This is a genomic window from Mesorhizobium koreense, from assembly GCF_031656215.1.
Taxonomy (GTDB): domain Bacteria; phylum Pseudomonadota; class Alphaproteobacteria; order Rhizobiales; family Rhizobiaceae; genus Mesorhizobium_L; species Mesorhizobium_L koreense.
Genome location: NZ_CP134228.1, coordinates 1,148,698 through 1,163,749, shown reverse-complemented (window position 1 = coordinate 1,163,749; position 15,052 = coordinate 1,148,698). Strand labels below are relative to the sequence as shown.

Genomic DNA, 15,052 nt, shown 5'->3' with positions numbered 1-15,052 from the left:
CCATGGACAAGACCTGGAACAACAAGGCCTGGTTCATGGTGCTGCCGGTGCTGGTGCTGGTCGCCTTCTCGGCCGTGATCCCGCTGATGACGGTGGTCAACTATTCGGTGCAGGACACGTTCGGCAACAACGTCTTCTTCTGGGCCGGAACCGAGTGGTTCCAGCAGGTGCTGGGCTCGCAGCGCTTCTGGAACGCGATGGGCCGCAACCTGATCTTCTCCTTCATCATTCTCGCGATAGAGGTGCCGCTCGGCATCCTCATCGCGCTCAACATGCCGCGGCGTGGATGGGGCGTGCCCGTCTGCCTCGTACTGATGGCGCTGCCGCTCCTCATTCCCTGGAACGTGGTTGGTACGATCTGGCAGGTCTTCGGCCGCACCGATATCGGCCTGCTCGGCTATTATGTCGACCGCGCGGGCATCGACTATAATTATGTGCGCGATCCCTTCGATGCATGGGTGACGGTCATCCTCATGGATGTCTGGCACTGGACGAGCCTCGTGGTACTGCTCTCCTATGCCGGTCTCGTCTCCATCCCGGATGCCTTCTACCAGGCTGCCAAGATCGACGGCGCATCGCGTTGGGCCGTCTTCCGCTACATCCAATTGCCGAAGATGAACCGCGTGCTCCTGATCGCCATCCTGCTGCGCTTCATGGACTCGTTCATGATCTACACCGAGCCTTTCGTCGTCACCGGCGGTGGCCCCGGCAATTCGACGACGTTCCTTTCGATCGACCTCGTGAAGCTAGCGCTCGGCGAATTCAACCTCGGGCAGGCTGCCGCGATGTCGCTCGTCTATTTCCTGATCATCCTGTTGTTTTCGTGGATTTTCTACACGGTCATGACCAATCGCGAGGCGGGGAACTGATGGCCGAGGCGAAAGACAGGGCAATCATACGTGAGGCCGACATGACGGGCGGCGTCGCCCGCTCCGTTGCCGACGATATCATCGCTCGTCGCATGCGGCGCCGGGGAGAGGAATCGCGTTGGTGGTGGCTGGTGCCGACGCTCTACATCGTCTTCCTGCTCCTGCCGATCTACTGGCTCGCCAATATGAGCTTCAAGACGAACCACGAGATCGTCACCTCGCTCACGCTCTATCCGCACGAGCCGACGCTGCGCAACTACGTGATCATCTTCACCGATCGCTCGTGGTATTCCGGCTACATCAATTCGATCAGCTATGTCGTCATCAACATGGTGATCTCGGTTTCCGCAGCGCTGCCGGCCGCCTATGCCTTCTCGCGTTATCGCTTCCTCGGCGACAAGCATCTGTTCTTCTGGCTTTTGACCAACCGCATGGCACCGCCGGCGGTGTTCGCGCTGCCCTTCTTCCAGCTTTATTCGGCCTTCGGATTGATCGACACCTATTGGGCGGTAGCGCTGGCGCACTGCCTCTTCAATGTGCCGCTGGCCGTGTGGATCCTCGAGGGCTTCATGTCCGGCGTGCCGAAGGAGATCGACGAGACCGCCTATATCGACGGCTATTCCTTCCCGCGCTTCTTCTTCAAGATATTCATGCCGCTGATCGCGAGCGGCATCGGGGTCGCCTGCTTCTTCTGCTTCATGTTTTCCTGGGTCGAGCTTCTGATAGCCCGCACGCTGACGACGACCGATGCCAAGCCGATCGCCGCTGTGATGACCCGCACCGTCTCGGCGGCGGGCATGGATTGGGGATTGCTTGCCGCCGCAGGCGTTCTGACACTGATCCCCGGCGCGCTCGTCATCTGGTTTGTCAGGAACTACATCGCCAAGGGCTTCGCGCTCGGGAGGGTATGATCATGAACCTCAATCTCTCCTGGATGGCGTGGACATGGCCGACGGCCGCCTTCTTCATCGTCATCGCGCTGCTGCTTATCGGCATGGGCGCCTGGGAATACGTCTCGCCGGGCGGCAATCCGCGCATCGGCATCCTGCGCTTCGAGACGACGCGCGGCGACCGACTCTTCGTCTCGCTGCTCGGAAGCGCTTTCATCACTCTCGCATGGCTCGGCCTCGTTGGGCCGAACCTGTGGTGGGCTCTCGCCCTGTCCGTGGTCTACGCGATCGGCGTATTCCGCCTCGTCTAGGGGGAGGAACTGTTGGAGCGGCCGCATGCCGGCGACCGCTCCAAATCGCACTCGAACCTTTTTGAAAGGGAGGACACGAAATGCGACGGCACTTACTAGCATCGACGACAGCTCTTGTCGTGATCATGATTACAGGCAATGCCTGGGCCGGAATGGACGAGGCGAAGCAGTTCCTCGACCAGGAGATCGGCGACGTTTCCACGCTTTCCCGTGCTGACCAGGAAAAGGAAATGCAGTGGTTCGTGGATGCCGCCAAGCCCTTCCAGGGCATGGAGATCAAGGTCGTTTCCGAATCGCTGACGACCCATGCCTATGAATCGAAGACGCTGGCCCCATGGTTCACCAAGATTACGGGCATCAAGGTAGTGCATGACGTCATCCAGGAGGGCGACGTCGTCGAGAAGATCCAGACCCAGATGCAGACGGGCCAGAACCTCTATGACGGCTGGGTCAACGATTCCGACCTGATCGGGACGCACTGGCGCTACAAGCAGGTGCGCAACCTGACCGACTGGATGGCCGGCGAGGGCAAGGACGTCACGAACCCGATGCTCGATCTCAAGGACTTCATCGGCACTTCCTTCACCACGGCGCCGGACGGGAAGCTCTACCAGTTGCCGGACCAGCAATTCGCCAATCTCTACTGGTTCCGTTACGACTGGTTCAACGATCCCAAGAACAAGGCGGACTTCAAGGCTAAATACGGCTATGACCTCGGCGTGCCGGTCAACTGGTCAGCCTATGAAGATATTGCCGAGTTCTTCACCGGCCGCGAGGAAGATGGCAAGAAGGTCTATGGCCATATGGACTATGGCAAGAAGGACCCCTCGCTCGGCTGGCGCTTCACCGATGCCTGGCTTTCCATGGCCGGAAACGGCGACAAGGGCCTGCCGAACGGCAAGCCGGTCGACGAATGGGGTATCCGCGTCGACGATCATGACCGCCCGAGCGGCTCCTGCGTGGCGCGCGGCGGTGACACCAACGGCCCGGCAGCGGTCTATTCGATCGTCAAATATCTGGAATGGCTGAAGAAATATGCTCCGCCAGAAGCGGCGGGCATGACCTTCTCCGAATCCGGGCCGGTGCCTTCGCAGGGCAATATCGCCCAGCAGATCTTCTGGTACACCGCCTTCACCGCCGACATGGCCAAGCCCGGCCTGCCGGTCGTCAACGAGGATGGCACGCCAAAATGGCGCGTCGCGCCCTCGCCGCACGGCTCCTACTGGCAGAAGGGAATGAAGCTCGGCTATCAGGACGTCGGATCGTGGACGCTTCTGAAGTCGACGCCGACCGACCGCGCCAAGGCCGCGTGGCTTTACGCGCAGTTCGTCACCTCGAAGACGGTAGACGTCAAGAAGAGCCAGGTCGGCCTGACCTTCATCCGCGACTCCACCATTCACGACAAGAGCTTCACCGAGCGCGCGCCGAAGCTTGGTGGCCTGATCGAGTTCTACCGCTCCCCGGCCCGCGTGCAGTGGACCCCGACCGGCACCAACGTTCCCGACTATCCGAAGCTGGCACAACTCTGGTGGCAGAACATCGGTGACGCGGCCTCCGGCGCCAAGACGCCGCAGGAGGCAATGGACGCCCTTTGCGCGGCTCAGGAGAGCGTGCTCTCCCGCCTCGAGCGCGCTGGCGTCCAGGGCGACATCGGGCCGAAGCTCAACGAGGAGCACGATCTGGCGTACTGGAACAACTACGCCAAGGAGCACGGCACGCTGGCGCCGCAACTCAAGCTCGACAACGAGAAGGAAAAGCCGGAGACGATCGGCTATGATGAGCTTGTGAAGAGCTGGAACGAATAGCCGACTTGCCATCGCTTGAATGAATAGGGGAGGCGGTCACCCGCCTCCCTTTTTCGATCGATGTTGGAGGAAATAGCCGGCGCTACATCATTTCGCTTTTTACGCAATTCCGGACGGAAAATCGGTTCCCATTTTTCCTGGAATGCTCTCATGTCAGCGACCGCCGCTCACGTCGAGTATCGCCCCCTGGACATAGGAAGCTTCGTCGGAGAGCAGCCAGACTACCGCATTGGCGATCTCCTCGGCCGTACCCGGGCGGCCCACCGGAATAGTGTCGGCGATCTTTCTGGCGCGGTCGGGATCGCCGCTATCGGCATGGATTTCGGTATCGATCATCCCGGGCCGGACGGCGTTGACCCGTATGCCCTCACGGGCCACCTCGCGCGAAAGGCCGATCGTCATCGTATCGATCGCCCCCTTCGACGCGGCATAATCCACATAGAGGCCAACGCCTCCAAGTCTTGCCGCCGCCGAGGACATATTGACGATGACGCCGCCCCTGCCGCCATGGCGCGTGGACATGCGCTTTATGGCCTCCCGCGCACACAGGAATGCGCCGAGCACATTGATACGCAGGATACGCTCTATCCGTTCCGCGCTCATCTCGTCGACACGCGCTACGAGATCGACGACGCCGGCATTGTTAACGAGAGCGTCCAGCCTGCCGAAGCGCTTGTCCACGGCTTCGAACATCGCCATCACGTCGGCTTCGGTTCCGACATCGCCTTTGACGGCGAAGGCTTCGCCGCCGCTCGCATCGATCTCCGCCACGACCCTGCGAGCGGCCTCTTCGTTCGAAGCGAAATTGACGGCGACCGCATAGCCTGACCTAGCGGCCAGTCGACATACCGCTGCACCGATGCCCCGCGAGCCGCCCGTCACCAGAACTGCCTTCATGGTGCTGAACTCCCGCCGTCACGCCTTTCTCTCTCGGTCTGATGCTGCGTCATCGTACCAATCAGCTTCGCTCGATAACGAGGAAATCGCATAACAAAAGCACGGGTGAATCAGCCGCATCCAGCCCCCAGAACGCAGGATATTCGCCATCGCCATAGCCGCTGGTAAAGGCCGCTACATTGCGCGGATCACCCTTGATCGGGCAGTGGAGACCAGCTTCCTCGTCAAAGAACGACTCGAGAAGCGCGTCGAAAATATAGCCTTCGTAGTCTGGATTGTCGTCCTGCTCGGCGTTGTCGCGAAGATCGATGAGGTTATGGGTTTCCATGTCCATGAAACCCGCGAAGCCGCTATCGACGATGCACCCACCGCTGTAGCGTGAGGGCTCGCCGCCATCGACGATCAATTCTATCGGCGCGGTTTCCCAGCGGGCGATTCGTTCCGTCGAAAAGCGCAACAGCGCGAAGGCGTTTCGGTCTTCATGAGCGAAAGCGGAAACAAGATACCGGCCAGGCGCGACGGCGCGTTCAAGGGGCTCGGAATCAGACATACCAGGCGTTGGATCGCAGATCAGCAGCCGCCCGGTTGGCAGATAAAGCTGGCCAAGACCAGCTCGCCGCAGATCGTGCGCCGCTAGCTCGCTATCCGCCGCTTCCGCGAGACGGAAGACCAGGCGTTCACCGGCCGGCTTCCCCGCCACTTGGCTTACCTAAAGATCGAGTACCAGCCGCTCGGGGTCCTCCAGGCTTTCCTTGACGCGCACCAGGAAGGTCACCGCTTCCTTGCCGTCGACGATGCGGTGGTCGTAGGAGAGCGCCAGATACATCATCGGGCGGATAACGACCTGCCCGCCGATCGCCATCGGCCGCTCCTGGATCTTGTGCATGCCGAGGATACCGGACTGCGGGGCGTTAAGGATCGGCGTCGACATAAGCGAGCCGTAGACGCCGCCGTTCGAGATGGTAAAGGTGCCGCCCTGCATGTCTGCCACCGACAGCTTGCCGTCGCGAGCGGCCACACCGAGGCGGCCGATCTCCTTCTCGATCTCGGCGATACCCATCCGGTCGGCGTCACGCACCACCGGCACGACGAGGCCGCGATCCGTACCGACCGCCACGCCGATATGGCAGTAATTCTTGTAGATGATATCGGTGCCGTCGATCTCGGCATTGACGTTGGGGATTTCCTTCAGCGCGTGAGTGACCGCCTTGGTGAAGAAGCCCATGAAGCCAAGCTTCACGCCATGCTTCTTCTCGAAGATGTCCTTGTACTTGGCGCGCAACGCCATGACCGCACCCATGTCGACCTCGTTGAATGTCGTCAGCATGGCGGCGACGTTCTGGGCGTCCTTAAGTCGACGTGCGATGGTCTGCCGAAGCTTGGTCATGCGGACGCGCTCTTCGCCGGCCTGGTCGGCGGCTGGTGACGGTGCGCGCGCTTCGCGCGGCGCCTCGGCCGGCTGCGAGGCCGCGCCCTTCGACAAAGCCTCCAGCACGTCCGCTTTCAGGATCTGCCCACGTTTGCCCGAGCCTTCCACCTGACCGGCGGAGACGTTCTTTTCCGCCATCAACTTGGCGGCGGAAGGAGCGGGCGGCATGGCGCGTTCCTCAACCGGCTCCTGGCCGGCGATCCTGGACGTCTTCGCCGCCGCTTCGCCCGTCGACCCGGCAGCCGCTGCACCGGCGGCTTGCGACACCGCCTGCGGCTTTTCTTCCGCCGGCTTTGCGGGCTCGGCCTTCTTGGCGGGTAACGCCTTGCCGCTTCCCTCCGCGATCGAGCCGAGCAGCGCGCCGACCTCGACCGTCTCGCCTTCCTTCGCGGCGATCTCGGCAAGCGTTCCCGCGGACGGCGCGGGCACCTCGATGGTTACCTTATCGGTCTCGAGCTCGACCAGCGGCTCGTCCACGGCGATCGGGTCGCCCGCCGCCTTGAACCATTTGCCGATGGTGGCTTCCGTTACGGACTCGCCGAGGGTCGGAACGCGGATTTCGGTGGTCATTGAAATTTTCCGTTGCCTTGGGTTGAGCAATGAGGAGCTAACCGAGCGCATCTTCGAGGAAGGCCTCGAGCTGCGCGCGATGTTTCGACATCAGGCCGGTCGCGGGCGATGCGGCGGCCGGACGGCCGGTATAGCGCACGCGCTGATGCTTGGCGTCGATATGGGCAAGCACCCATTCCAGATAGGGGTCGATGAAGGACCAGGCGCCCATATTCTTCGGCTCTTCCTGGCACCATACCATCTCCGCGTTGCGGAAGCGCGACAACTCGTTGATGAGAGCCTTGGCCGGGAACGGGTAGAGCTGCTCGACGCGCAGCAGGTAGATGTCGTTGATGCCGCGCTTCTCGCGCTCCTCGTAAAGGTCGTAATAGACCTTGCCCGAGCACAGCACCACGCGGCGGATCTTGGAATCCTTGACCAGCTTGATCGGCTCGTTGTCGAGATATTGCGCGTCGTCCCACAGAAGCCGGTGGAACGAGCTTTCGCCAGACATTTCGGCGAGCGTCGACACCGCCCTCTTGTGCCTCAGAAGCGACTTTGGCGTCATCAGGATAAGCGGCTTGCGGAAGTCGCGCTTCAACTGCCGGCGCAATATATGGAAATAGTTTGCCGGCGTGGTGCAGTTGGCGACCTGCATATTGTCTTCGGCACACAGTTGCAGAAAACGCTCCAGCCTGGCCGAGGAATGCTCCGGCCCCTGCCCTTCATAGCCATGCGGTAACAGGCAGACCAATCCCGACATTCTGAGCCACTTGCGCTCGCCCGACGAGATGAACTGATCGAAGAGGACCTGGGCGCCGTTGGCGAAATCGCCGAATTGCGCCTCCCAGAGCGTCAGCGCGCGTGGCTCGGCCAGCGAGAAGCCGTATTCGAAGCCGAGCACCGCTTCTTCCGAAAGCATGGAGTTGACGACTTCGTAATTCGCCTGCGCGGGTGAGAGGTTGTTGAGGGGGATGTAGCGGGCTTCGTCCTTTTGGTCGTAAAGCACGGAATGGCGCTGCGAGAAGGTGCCACGCTCGGAATCCTGGCCTGACAGGCGGATCGGATTCCCTTCCATCAGGATCGACCCGAAAGCCAGCGCCTCGGCCGTCGACCAGTCGATCCCCTCGCCCGTCTCGATCATCTTCGCCCGATGTTCGAGGAACCGCATGATGGTTCGGTGCGCCTCGAAATCCTTGGGGATTTCGGTCAGCTTGCGGCCGATCTCCTTCAGCGTCTTGGCCGGCACGGCTGTCTTGCCGCGCCGCTGCTCGTCCTCGTTGTCGGCCTTCCTGAGCCCGGTCCATGCGCCGTCCAGCCAATCGGCCTTGTTGGGCATGTAGGACTGGCCTGTTTCCCATTCGCCATCAAGGCGGGCACGCCAGTCAGCCTTCATCCGGTCGAATTCTTCCTGGGTGATGAGCTGTTCGGCGATCAGCTTCTCGCCGTAGAGCTGAAGCGTCGTCTTGTGCGTCCGGATTTCACTGTACATCAGCGGCTGCGTGAAAGACGGCTCGTCGCCCTCATTGTGGCCGTAGCGGCGATAGCAGAACATGTCGACCACGACCGGCTTGTGGAAGATCATGCGGAACTCGGTTGCCACCTTGGCCGCGTAGACGACCGCCTCCGGGTCATCGCCGTTGACGTGGAAGATCGGCGCCTCGATCATCTTCGCGACATCGGACGGATAGGGCGAGGAACGCGAGAAGCGCGGATCGGTAGTGAAGCCGATCTGGTTGTTGATGATGAAGTGCAGCGTACCGGCCACGCGGTGCCCGCGCAGGCCGGAAAGGCCGAACATCTCAGCCACGACACCCTGGCCGGCGAAAGCCGCATCGCCATGGATCAGGAGAGGCAGCACCTTCGCGCGCTCCTCCAACGGCACCATCTCCTCGCGCTTGCGCCCGAAGACGATGTCCTGCTTGGCGCGCGCCTTGCCCATGACCACAGGATTGACGATCTCGAGATGCGAGGGATTCGCCGTCAGCGACATATGCACCTTGTTGCCGTCGAACTCGCGATCGGAGGAAGTGCCGAGATGGTACTTCACGTCGCCGGAGCCTTCGACATCGTCGGGCGTGAACGAGCCGCCCTTGAATTCATGGAAGATCGCCCGGTGCGGCTTGCCCATGACCTGCGAAAGCATGTTCAAGCGGCCGCGATGCGCCATACCGAGCACGATCTCCTTCATACCCATGGCGCCGCCGCGCTTGACGATCTGCTCCATCGCCGGGATCAGCGATTCGCCGCCATCGAGGCCGAAGCGCTTGGTGCCCTTGTACTTCACGTCGAGGAATTGCTCGAAGCCCTCCGCCTCGACCAGCTTCTGCAGGATCGCCTTCTTGCCCTCTGGCGTGAAGGCTATGCCCTTGTCCGGCCCCTCGATACGCTCCTGTATCCAGGCCTTCTCCTCGGGATTGGAGATATGCATGAACTCGACACCGAGCGTCGAGCAATAGGTGCGCTGGAGAATGTCCAGCATCTCGCGGATGGTTGCGAATTCCAGCCCGAGCACATTGTCGATGAAGATCGGCCGGTCATAGTCGGCTTCGGTGAAGCCGTAATTCTCCGGCGACAGCTCGTTATAGTCCTCCAACGGCTTGGCGATGCCGAGCGGATCGAGATTGGCGTGCAGATGGCCGCGCATGCGGTAGGCGCGGATCATCATGATGGCGCGCACCGAATCGCGCGTCTGCTGGTGGATTTCGGTCTCGCCCAGCTCGGCGCCGGCCTCGGCCGCCTTCGCCTTCGCCTTCACCTTGCGTTCGATATGCTTCTCGACCAGCGCCCAGTTGCCGTCGAGAGCGGAAACGAGTTCGCCATTGGCAACGATCGGCCAGCCGGGCTTCTTCCACGATGCGCCCTTGGCGTTGCGGATGACGTCGTCGGGCTCGTCCTTCAAGGAAGCGAAGAAATCCCGCCATTCGGCATTCACCGAATTCGGGTCCTTCTCGTACTGGGCCTGGAGTTCCTCGACATAGCTGGCATTGCCGCCATAGAGGAAAGAGGTGAGCGAAAACTGGTCGTTTGCCTGATCTTGTCGTCGCATCGTCTTTCGGAGCGCTTGCTCCGTCTCCTGTTTGGGCAGTCGTCTTCGGGCAATCGACAATCGAAAGAATTGGAATCCGACTGCCTATTGCCTTACCCCTTGATCACGTCCACCAACGTCTTGCCAAGCTGCGCCGGCGAGGGCGAAACCCGGATGCCCGCCGCTTCCATCGCCGCGATCTTGTCTTCCGCCCCGCCCTTGCCACCGGAGATGACGGCGCCGGCATGACCCATGGTGCGCCCTTTCGGCGCGGTACGCCCGGCGATGAAGCCCACCATCGGTTTCTTGCGGCCTTTCTTGGCCTCGTCGCGGATGAACTGGGCGGCGTCCTCTTCGGCCGAGCCGCCAATCTCGCCGATCATCACGATGGATTTGGTCGCCTCGTCGGCTAGGAACATCTCAAGCATGTCGATGAACTCCGTACCCTTGACCGGGTCGCCGCCGATGCCGACGGCCGTGGTCTGGCCGAGACCTTCATTCGTGGTCTGGAACACCGCCTCATAGGTAAGCGTTCCGGAACGTGAAACAACGCCCACCGAACCCTTCTTGAAGATGTTGCCGGGCATGATACCGATCTTGCATTCGTTGGGCGTCAGCACACCCGGACAGTTGGGGCCGATGAGCCGCGACTTCGACTTGTCGAGCTTCGCCTTGACCTTGACCATGTCGAGCACCGGGATACCCTCGGTGATGCAGATGATCAGCGGCATGTCGGCCTCGATCGCCTCTATGATGGCTTCCGCGGCACCGGCCGGCGGGACATAGATCACCGATGCCGTCGCGCCCGTCCTGTCCTTGCCTTCCGCGAGCGAGGAGAAGATCGGCAGTTCCACCGCCTTGCCGTTGACCTTGCCCTGCCATTTCTGGCCGCCCTTCGTCGGATGTGTCCCGCCGACCATCTGCGTGCCGTGATAGGCAAGCGCCTGCTCTGTGTGGAATGTGCCGGTCTTGCCGGTCAGCCCCTGGACGAGGACTTTCGTGTTCTTGTCAACGAGAATGGACATTAATTCAGTTTCCCTTCACCGCCTTCACGATCTTCTGAGCGGCATCGTCGAGATCGTCGGCCGAGATCACGTTCAGCCCGCTTTCGTTGATGATCTTCTTGCCGAGTTCGACATTGGTGCCTTCGAGACGGACGACGAGCGGCACTTTCAGCCCGACCTCCTTGACCGCCGCGATCACGCCTTCCGCGATCACGTCGCAGCGCATGATGCCGCCGAAGATGTTGACCAGAATGCCCTTTACGTTCGGATCGGCGGTGATGATCTTGAAGGCGGCCGTTACCTTCTCCTTGTTGGCGCCGCCGCCGACATCGAGGAAGTTCGCCGGCTCCGCGCCGTAGAGCTTGATGATGTCCATCGTCGCCATGGCAAGCCCGGCGCCGTTCACCATGCAGCCGATATTGCCGTCGAGCGCGACATAGGCGAGGTCGTATTTCGACGCCTCGATCTCCTTGGCGTCCTCCTCGGTCGTATCGCGCAGTTCCACGATATCCGGGTGGCGGAAAAGGGCGTTGTTGTCGAAGGAGACCTTGGCGTCGAGCACCCTCAGATGCCCGTTTTTCATGACGATCAGTGGATTGATTTCGAGCAAGCTCATGTCCTTGTCGAGGAACGCGCGGTAGAGGAGCGGAAAAAGCTTCCCGCCATCCTTGGCCGCATCGCCCGAAAGCTTTAGCGCATTGTTGAGCTTCTTCACGTCTGTCTCGGTGACACCGGCCTCCGGATCGATCGCAACCGTGACGATCTTCTCCGGCGTGTCATGTGCGACGGTCTCGATATCCATGCCGCCCTCGGTCGAGACCACGAAGGCGACGCGGCCGACCGTGCGGTCGACCAGAAGCGATAGATAGAGTTCACGGTCGATATCGGCGCCATCCTCGATGTAGAGGCGGTTGACCTGCTTGCCGGCCGGCCCGGTCTGCTTGGTCACCAGCGTAGCCCCGAGCATTTCGTTGGCGTTTGCGACGACCTCTTCTACCGATTTCGCCAAGCGGACGCCGCCCTTGGCGTCTGCCGACAATTCCTTGAACTTGCCCTTGCCGCGGCCGCCGGCATGAATCTGGCTCTTCACGACATAAAGCGGGCCGGGAAGCTTCTTGGCGGCGGCTTCCGCCTCACCTGCCTTGAAGATCGGCACGCCGTCGGCGACAGGCGCGCCATATCCCTTCAGAACCTGCTTTGCCTGGTATTCGTGGATATTCATCCGCCCAATCCTGTTACTTGGCCTGTCTCTTGTTCCCGGTTATTTCTTGAGGTTGGGGGCGATGTTGGCACAGGCCTCGCAGAGTGTCCGCACGGCCGCCACCGACTTGTCGAACATCTTCTGCTCGCTCTTGTTGAGATCGAGTTCGATGACGCGCTCGACGCCGCCCGCACCGATCACCGCCGGAACGCCGACATACATGTTTTTGACGCCGTACTGGCCCGAGAGATGGGCGGCGCAGGGCAGCACCCGCTTCTTATCCTTGAGATAGGCCTCGGCCATCGCGATCGCAGAGGAAGCCGGCGCGTAATAGGCCGAGCCGGATTTCAACAGGCCGACGATCTCGCCGCCACCCTTGCGCGTGCGCTCGACGATGGCGTCGAGCTTCTGCTTCGAGGTCCAGCCCATCTTGATGAGGTCCGGCAGCGGGATGCCGGCAACGGTGGAGTAGCGCACCAGTGGCACCATGTCGTCGCCATGGCCGCCGAGCGTCATGGCGCTGACATCCTCGACGGAGACCTTGAACTCGTCGGAAAGGAAATAGCGGAAGCGCGCCGAATCGAGCACGCCCGCCATGCCGACCACATGTGTCTTCGGCAGGCCGGAAAACTTCTGTAGCGCCCAGACCATGGCGTCGAGCGGGTTGGTGATGCAGATCACGAAGGCCTTGGGCGCGTATTTCTTGATGCCGGCGCCTACCTGTTCCATCACCTTCAGATTGATGCCCAGCAGGTCGTCGCGGCTCATGCCGGGCTTGCGCGGCACGCCGGCGGTTACGATGCAGACATCCGCGCCTTCGATGGCCGAATAGGCACTGGCGCCGGCGAATTTAGCGTCGAAGCCCTCGACCGCCGAGGATTGCGCTATGTCGAGGCCCTTGCCCTGCGGTATGCCCTCGGCGATGTCGAACAGGACGACGTCGCCCAGTTCCTTGAGGCCGATCAAATGGGCGAGCGTGCCGCCAATCATACCCGAGCCGATGAGGGCGATCCGGTTGCGTGCCATCTCAGTCATTTCCCTTTCGCGTGAATTGCCGGCCTAAGAAATAGCGGCCCGAGGAGCAGCGTTTAACCGCCATGCCGGCCGGCGCCTGAGAAGCCGGGAGACGGCATCGCGACGGGCAGGGAAGCTGCCCATTCGCAGAAGCACATAGACTTGCCGAGCCGATAACTCAACCGGAAATTTCTGCCCCAATATTTTCAATCGGTTAAGTCACATGGGATTTACGTAAACGTAATATATTTAGCATGCCGGCCAGCCTAGACTGCGGTCTCGGCATGCTTTTGCGCCGTCTCCAGCCATTCATCGCTCTGCATCTCTATCAGCCGTGAGGCCGTACGCTCGAACTCGAAAGCCTCCGTGCCGGTTCTGCCCGCATAAAGCTTCTCCGGCGCTGCCTCAGCGCTGACCACAATACGCGCATGGCGATCGTAGAGCGTGTCGATCAGCAGGATGAAGCGTTTGGTCTCGTTGCGGCGCGTCTGCTCCAGGACCGGGATATGGTCGATGAAGATCGTGTGGAAGCGCGCGGCGATGGCGAGGAAGTCGCGGGCGCCGTGCGGCTTCTCGCAAAGCTCGGCAAAGCTGAAGCGGGCCACGTCCCGCACCGCGCGCGGCACATGAACGGTACGGCCCTTGACGGTCAGGTCCACCGGCGCCTCGACGTCGCCGTTTGCCGCGATCTTCCAGGCTTCATCCATTCGGCAGTCCGTTTCGACGCCGAGCGGGGTCAGGTAAACCGGCAGGTGGGAAAGTTTCTCCTGCCGGTAATCAACGCCGGAATCGAGCCGCAGCACATGAACATGTTCTTCGAGAAGATCGATGAAAGGCAGGAAAAGCTGCCGGTTGAGTCCTTCGCGGTATAAGTCGGCAGGTGCCACATTCGAGGTCGCGACAAGCACCACGCCCTGCGAGAAAAGCGCCGAGAACAGGCGCGACAGGATCATCGCATCGGCGATGTCGGTGACGGTGAACTCGTCAAAGCAGAGCACCCGCGCTTCTTCCGCGATCGCCGCCGCGACCGGTGGGATGGGATCGTCTCCCTTTGCTTCTCCTCGTTTCAACGCCTTGCGGTGGGCATCGATGCGATCATGCACGTCGGCCATGAAATCGTTGAAATGCGCGCGGCGCTTGCGACGCGAAGGGACAAGTTGGAAGAACATGTCCATAAGCATCGTCTTGCCCGTGCCGACGCTGCCGTAAAGGTAGATGCCCTTGACGGGCTTCTTCCGGTCCTGCCGCTTGGCGAACAGCCAGCCGAGCGCGCTCGACTTGGCGGCAAGCCGGCTGGACGAGATTTCGCCGATCAGCCGATCGAGGTCAGCGGCGGCTTTTTCCTGTGCGGCGTCCCGGCGGACCTCACCCGTTTCCGCAAGGTGCCGGTAGCGATGCGCGACGGAGGGAAGCGCGGATGAGGCATCACGCAGGGACATGAGAAGCCGTCTGTTCCGAAGGGAGCGTTCCGGCTGCTCTTGCGCTATCTGCCGGCTGCGATCAAGCGCTACTGGCCGAGCGCCAGCGTGATGCCCTGCCCGCCATTGGTTTGGCCGTCGAAGCGCTGGCCGCCGGTCGAATAGAGTCCGGCGATCTGCACGCCGTTCTGGTCGTAGAGCACCAGTTGCTTGCCCTTGATGTCCCAGCCCTTGATGTTCTCGATCGGCGCCGGACAGCGGAGCGGCGCGGCCCGGTAGTTCGAGCCGTATTTGGTCAGGCCCATCGCCACCTTGCAACTCTGGCCGGCGACGGAAGCCGTCCACACGCCCGACATGCTTTCCTTGGAGATGTCGGGAGCATTCGCCGCCATCTGGTCGTTCGGGGCTTGTGTCGTCGCGCCCGGAGCGGTCGGGAACTGATTGGGGCTGGTCGTTGTCGGAGGCGGCAACTGGTTCTGCGAGACCGGCGGGGTCGGCGTCGCCGGCAATGGCTGCGGCTCTGGTTGATCGAGCCTGCCGAAACGCGAGCTCTGGCAGCCCGCCACCGCGAACGCCACCAGGCACACGGCGAGCAGGCCGGTTCTCGAAACAGTCATTGCAGTCCTCCGTAGGAGCG

Annotated in this window: 13 protein-coding genes; 4 read left to right on the top strand and 9 right to left on the bottom strand. The window is 61.6% G+C overall.

What is annotated here, in order from left to right; genetic code table 11:
- Window positions 1-2: 2 nt before the first annotated feature.
- From RBH77_RS05680 to RBH77_RS05665, 4 genes are all read left to right on the top strand, one after another.
- Window positions 3-869 carry a carbohydrate ABC transporter permease gene (locus RBH77_RS05680; RefSeq protein ID WP_311031152.1) on the top strand — a complete coding sequence of 289 codons (867 nt, stop codon included), beginning with the start codon at window positions 3-5 and terminating at the stop codon, window positions 867-869.
- Between the two features lie 41 nt (window positions 870-910).
- Entirely contained in the window at window positions 911-1,780 is an 870-nt protein-coding gene (locus tag RBH77_RS05675) for a carbohydrate ABC transporter permease (protein ID WP_311032438.1), read from the top strand.
- 2 nt (window positions 1,781-1,782) lie between these two features.
- Window positions 1,783-2,070 (top strand): DUF2160 domain-containing protein, encoded by a 288-nt coding sequence (locus tag RBH77_RS05670; protein WP_311031151.1) that lies wholly within the window; start codon window positions 1,783-1,785, stop codon window positions 2,068-2,070.
- A gap of 80 nt (window positions 2,071-2,150) precedes the next feature.
- Window positions 2,151-3,875: an ABC transporter substrate-binding protein gene (locus RBH77_RS05665; RefSeq protein WP_311031150.1), complete on the top strand. Its 1,725-nt coding sequence runs from the start codon at window positions 2,151-2,153 to the stop codon at window positions 3,873-3,875.
- 153 nt (window positions 3,876-4,028) lie between these two features.
- On the opposite strand, the gene RBH77_RS05660 is transcribed toward RBH77_RS05665, so the two are convergent.
- From RBH77_RS05660 to RBH77_RS05620, 9 genes are all read right to left on the bottom strand, one after another.
- Entirely contained in the window at window positions 4,029-4,772 is a 744-nt protein-coding gene (locus RBH77_RS05660; RefSeq protein WP_311031149.1) for an SDR family oxidoreductase, read from the bottom strand.
- A 61-nt stretch (window positions 4,773-4,833) separates the two neighbouring features.
- Window positions 4,834-5,472 carry a DUF4241 domain-containing protein gene (locus tag RBH77_RS05655; RefSeq protein WP_311031148.1) on the bottom strand — a complete coding sequence of 213 codons (639 nt, stop codon included), beginning with the start codon at window positions 5,470-5,472 and terminating at the stop codon, window positions 4,834-4,836.
- Between the two features lie 9 nt (window positions 5,473-5,481).
- Entirely contained in the window at window positions 5,482-6,771 is a 1,290-nt protein-coding gene (odhB, locus tag RBH77_RS05650; RefSeq protein ID WP_311031146.1) for a 2-oxoglutarate dehydrogenase complex dihydrolipoyllysine-residue succinyltransferase, read from the bottom strand.
- Window positions 6,772-6,808: 37 nt separating this feature from the next.
- Complete coding sequence (locus RBH77_RS05645) at window positions 6,809-9,799, bottom strand: 2-oxoglutarate dehydrogenase E1 component (protein ID WP_311031145.1); 2,991 nt, start codon at window positions 9,797-9,799, stop codon at window positions 6,809-6,811.
- Window positions 9,800-9,891: 92 nt separating this feature from the next.
- Window positions 9,892-10,803, bottom strand: a complete 912-nt coding sequence (sucD, locus tag RBH77_RS05640) for a succinate--CoA ligase subunit alpha (protein ID WP_311031144.1) — start codon at window positions 10,801-10,803, stop codon at window positions 9,892-9,894.
- Between the two features lie 4 nt (window positions 10,804-10,807).
- On the bottom strand, window positions 10,808-12,004 hold the full coding sequence (gene sucC / locus RBH77_RS05635; RefSeq protein WP_311031143.1) for an ADP-forming succinate--CoA ligase subunit beta: 1,197 nt from the start codon (window positions 12,002-12,004) through the stop codon (window positions 10,808-10,810).
- A gap of 39 nt (window positions 12,005-12,043) precedes the next feature.
- Window positions 12,044-13,009, bottom strand: coding sequence for a malate dehydrogenase (mdh, locus tag RBH77_RS05630; protein WP_311032437.1), 966 nt, complete (start codon window positions 13,007-13,009; stop codon window positions 12,044-12,046).
- Window positions 13,010-13,263: 254 nt separating this feature from the next.
- The gene (gene zapE, locus RBH77_RS05625) at window positions 13,264-14,436 is read right to left on the bottom strand and encodes a cell division protein ZapE (protein ID WP_311031142.1); all 1,173 of its coding nucleotides are present in this window, start codon (window positions 14,434-14,436) and stop codon (window positions 13,264-13,266) included.
- 68 nt (window positions 14,437-14,504) lie between these two features.
- The gene (locus RBH77_RS05620; RefSeq protein ID WP_311031141.1) at window positions 14,505-15,032 is read right to left on the bottom strand and encodes a protease inhibitor Inh/omp19 family protein; all 528 of its coding nucleotides are present in this window, start codon (window positions 15,030-15,032) and stop codon (window positions 14,505-14,507) included.
- Between the last annotated feature and the right edge of the window lie 20 nt (window positions 15,033-15,052).

Bases quoted from the DNA above. Each gene is read 5' to 3' on its own strand.
- RBH77_RS05680 (WP_311031152.1), top strand. From the start codon at position 3: ATGGACAAGACCTGGAACAACAAGGCCTGGTTCATGGTGCTGCCGGTG.
- RBH77_RS05675 (WP_311032438.1), top strand. From the start codon at position 911: ATGACGGGCGGCGTCGCCCGCTCCGTTGCCGACGATATCATCGCTCGT.
- RBH77_RS05670 (WP_311031151.1), top strand. From the start codon at position 1,783: ATGAACCTCAATCTCTCCTGGATGGCGTGGACATGGCCGACGGCCGCC.
- RBH77_RS05665 (WP_311031150.1), top strand. From the start codon at position 2,151: ATGCGACGGCACTTACTAGCATCGACGACAGCTCTTGTCGTGATCATG.
- RBH77_RS05660 (WP_311031149.1), bottom strand. From the start codon at position 4,772: ATGAAGGCAGTTCTGGTGACGGGCGGCTCGCGGGGCATCGGTGCAGCG.
- odhB (WP_311031146.1), bottom strand. From the start codon at position 6,771: ATGACCACCGAAATCCGCGTTCCGACCCTCGGCGAGTCCGTAACGGAA.
- RBH77_RS05645 (WP_311031145.1), bottom strand. From the start codon at position 9,799: ATGCGACGACAAGATCAGGCAAACGACCAGTTTTCGCTCACCTCTTTC.
- sucD (WP_311031144.1), bottom strand. From the start codon at position 10,803: ATGTCCATTCTCGTTGACAAGAACACGAAAGTCCTCGTCCAGGGGCTG.
- sucC (WP_311031143.1), bottom strand. From the start codon at position 12,004: ATGAATATCCACGAATACCAGGCAAAGCAGGTTCTGAAGGGATATGGC.
- mdh (WP_311032437.1), bottom strand. From the start codon at position 13,009: ATGGCACGCAACCGGATCGCCCTCATCGGCTCGGGTATGATTGGCGGC.
- zapE (WP_311031142.1), bottom strand. From the start codon at position 14,436: ATGTCCCTGCGTGATGCCTCATCCGCGCTTCCCTCCGTCGCGCATCGC.
- RBH77_RS05620 (WP_311031141.1), bottom strand. From the start codon at position 15,032: ATGACTGTTTCGAGAACCGGCCTGCTCGCCGTGTGCCTGGTGGCGTTC.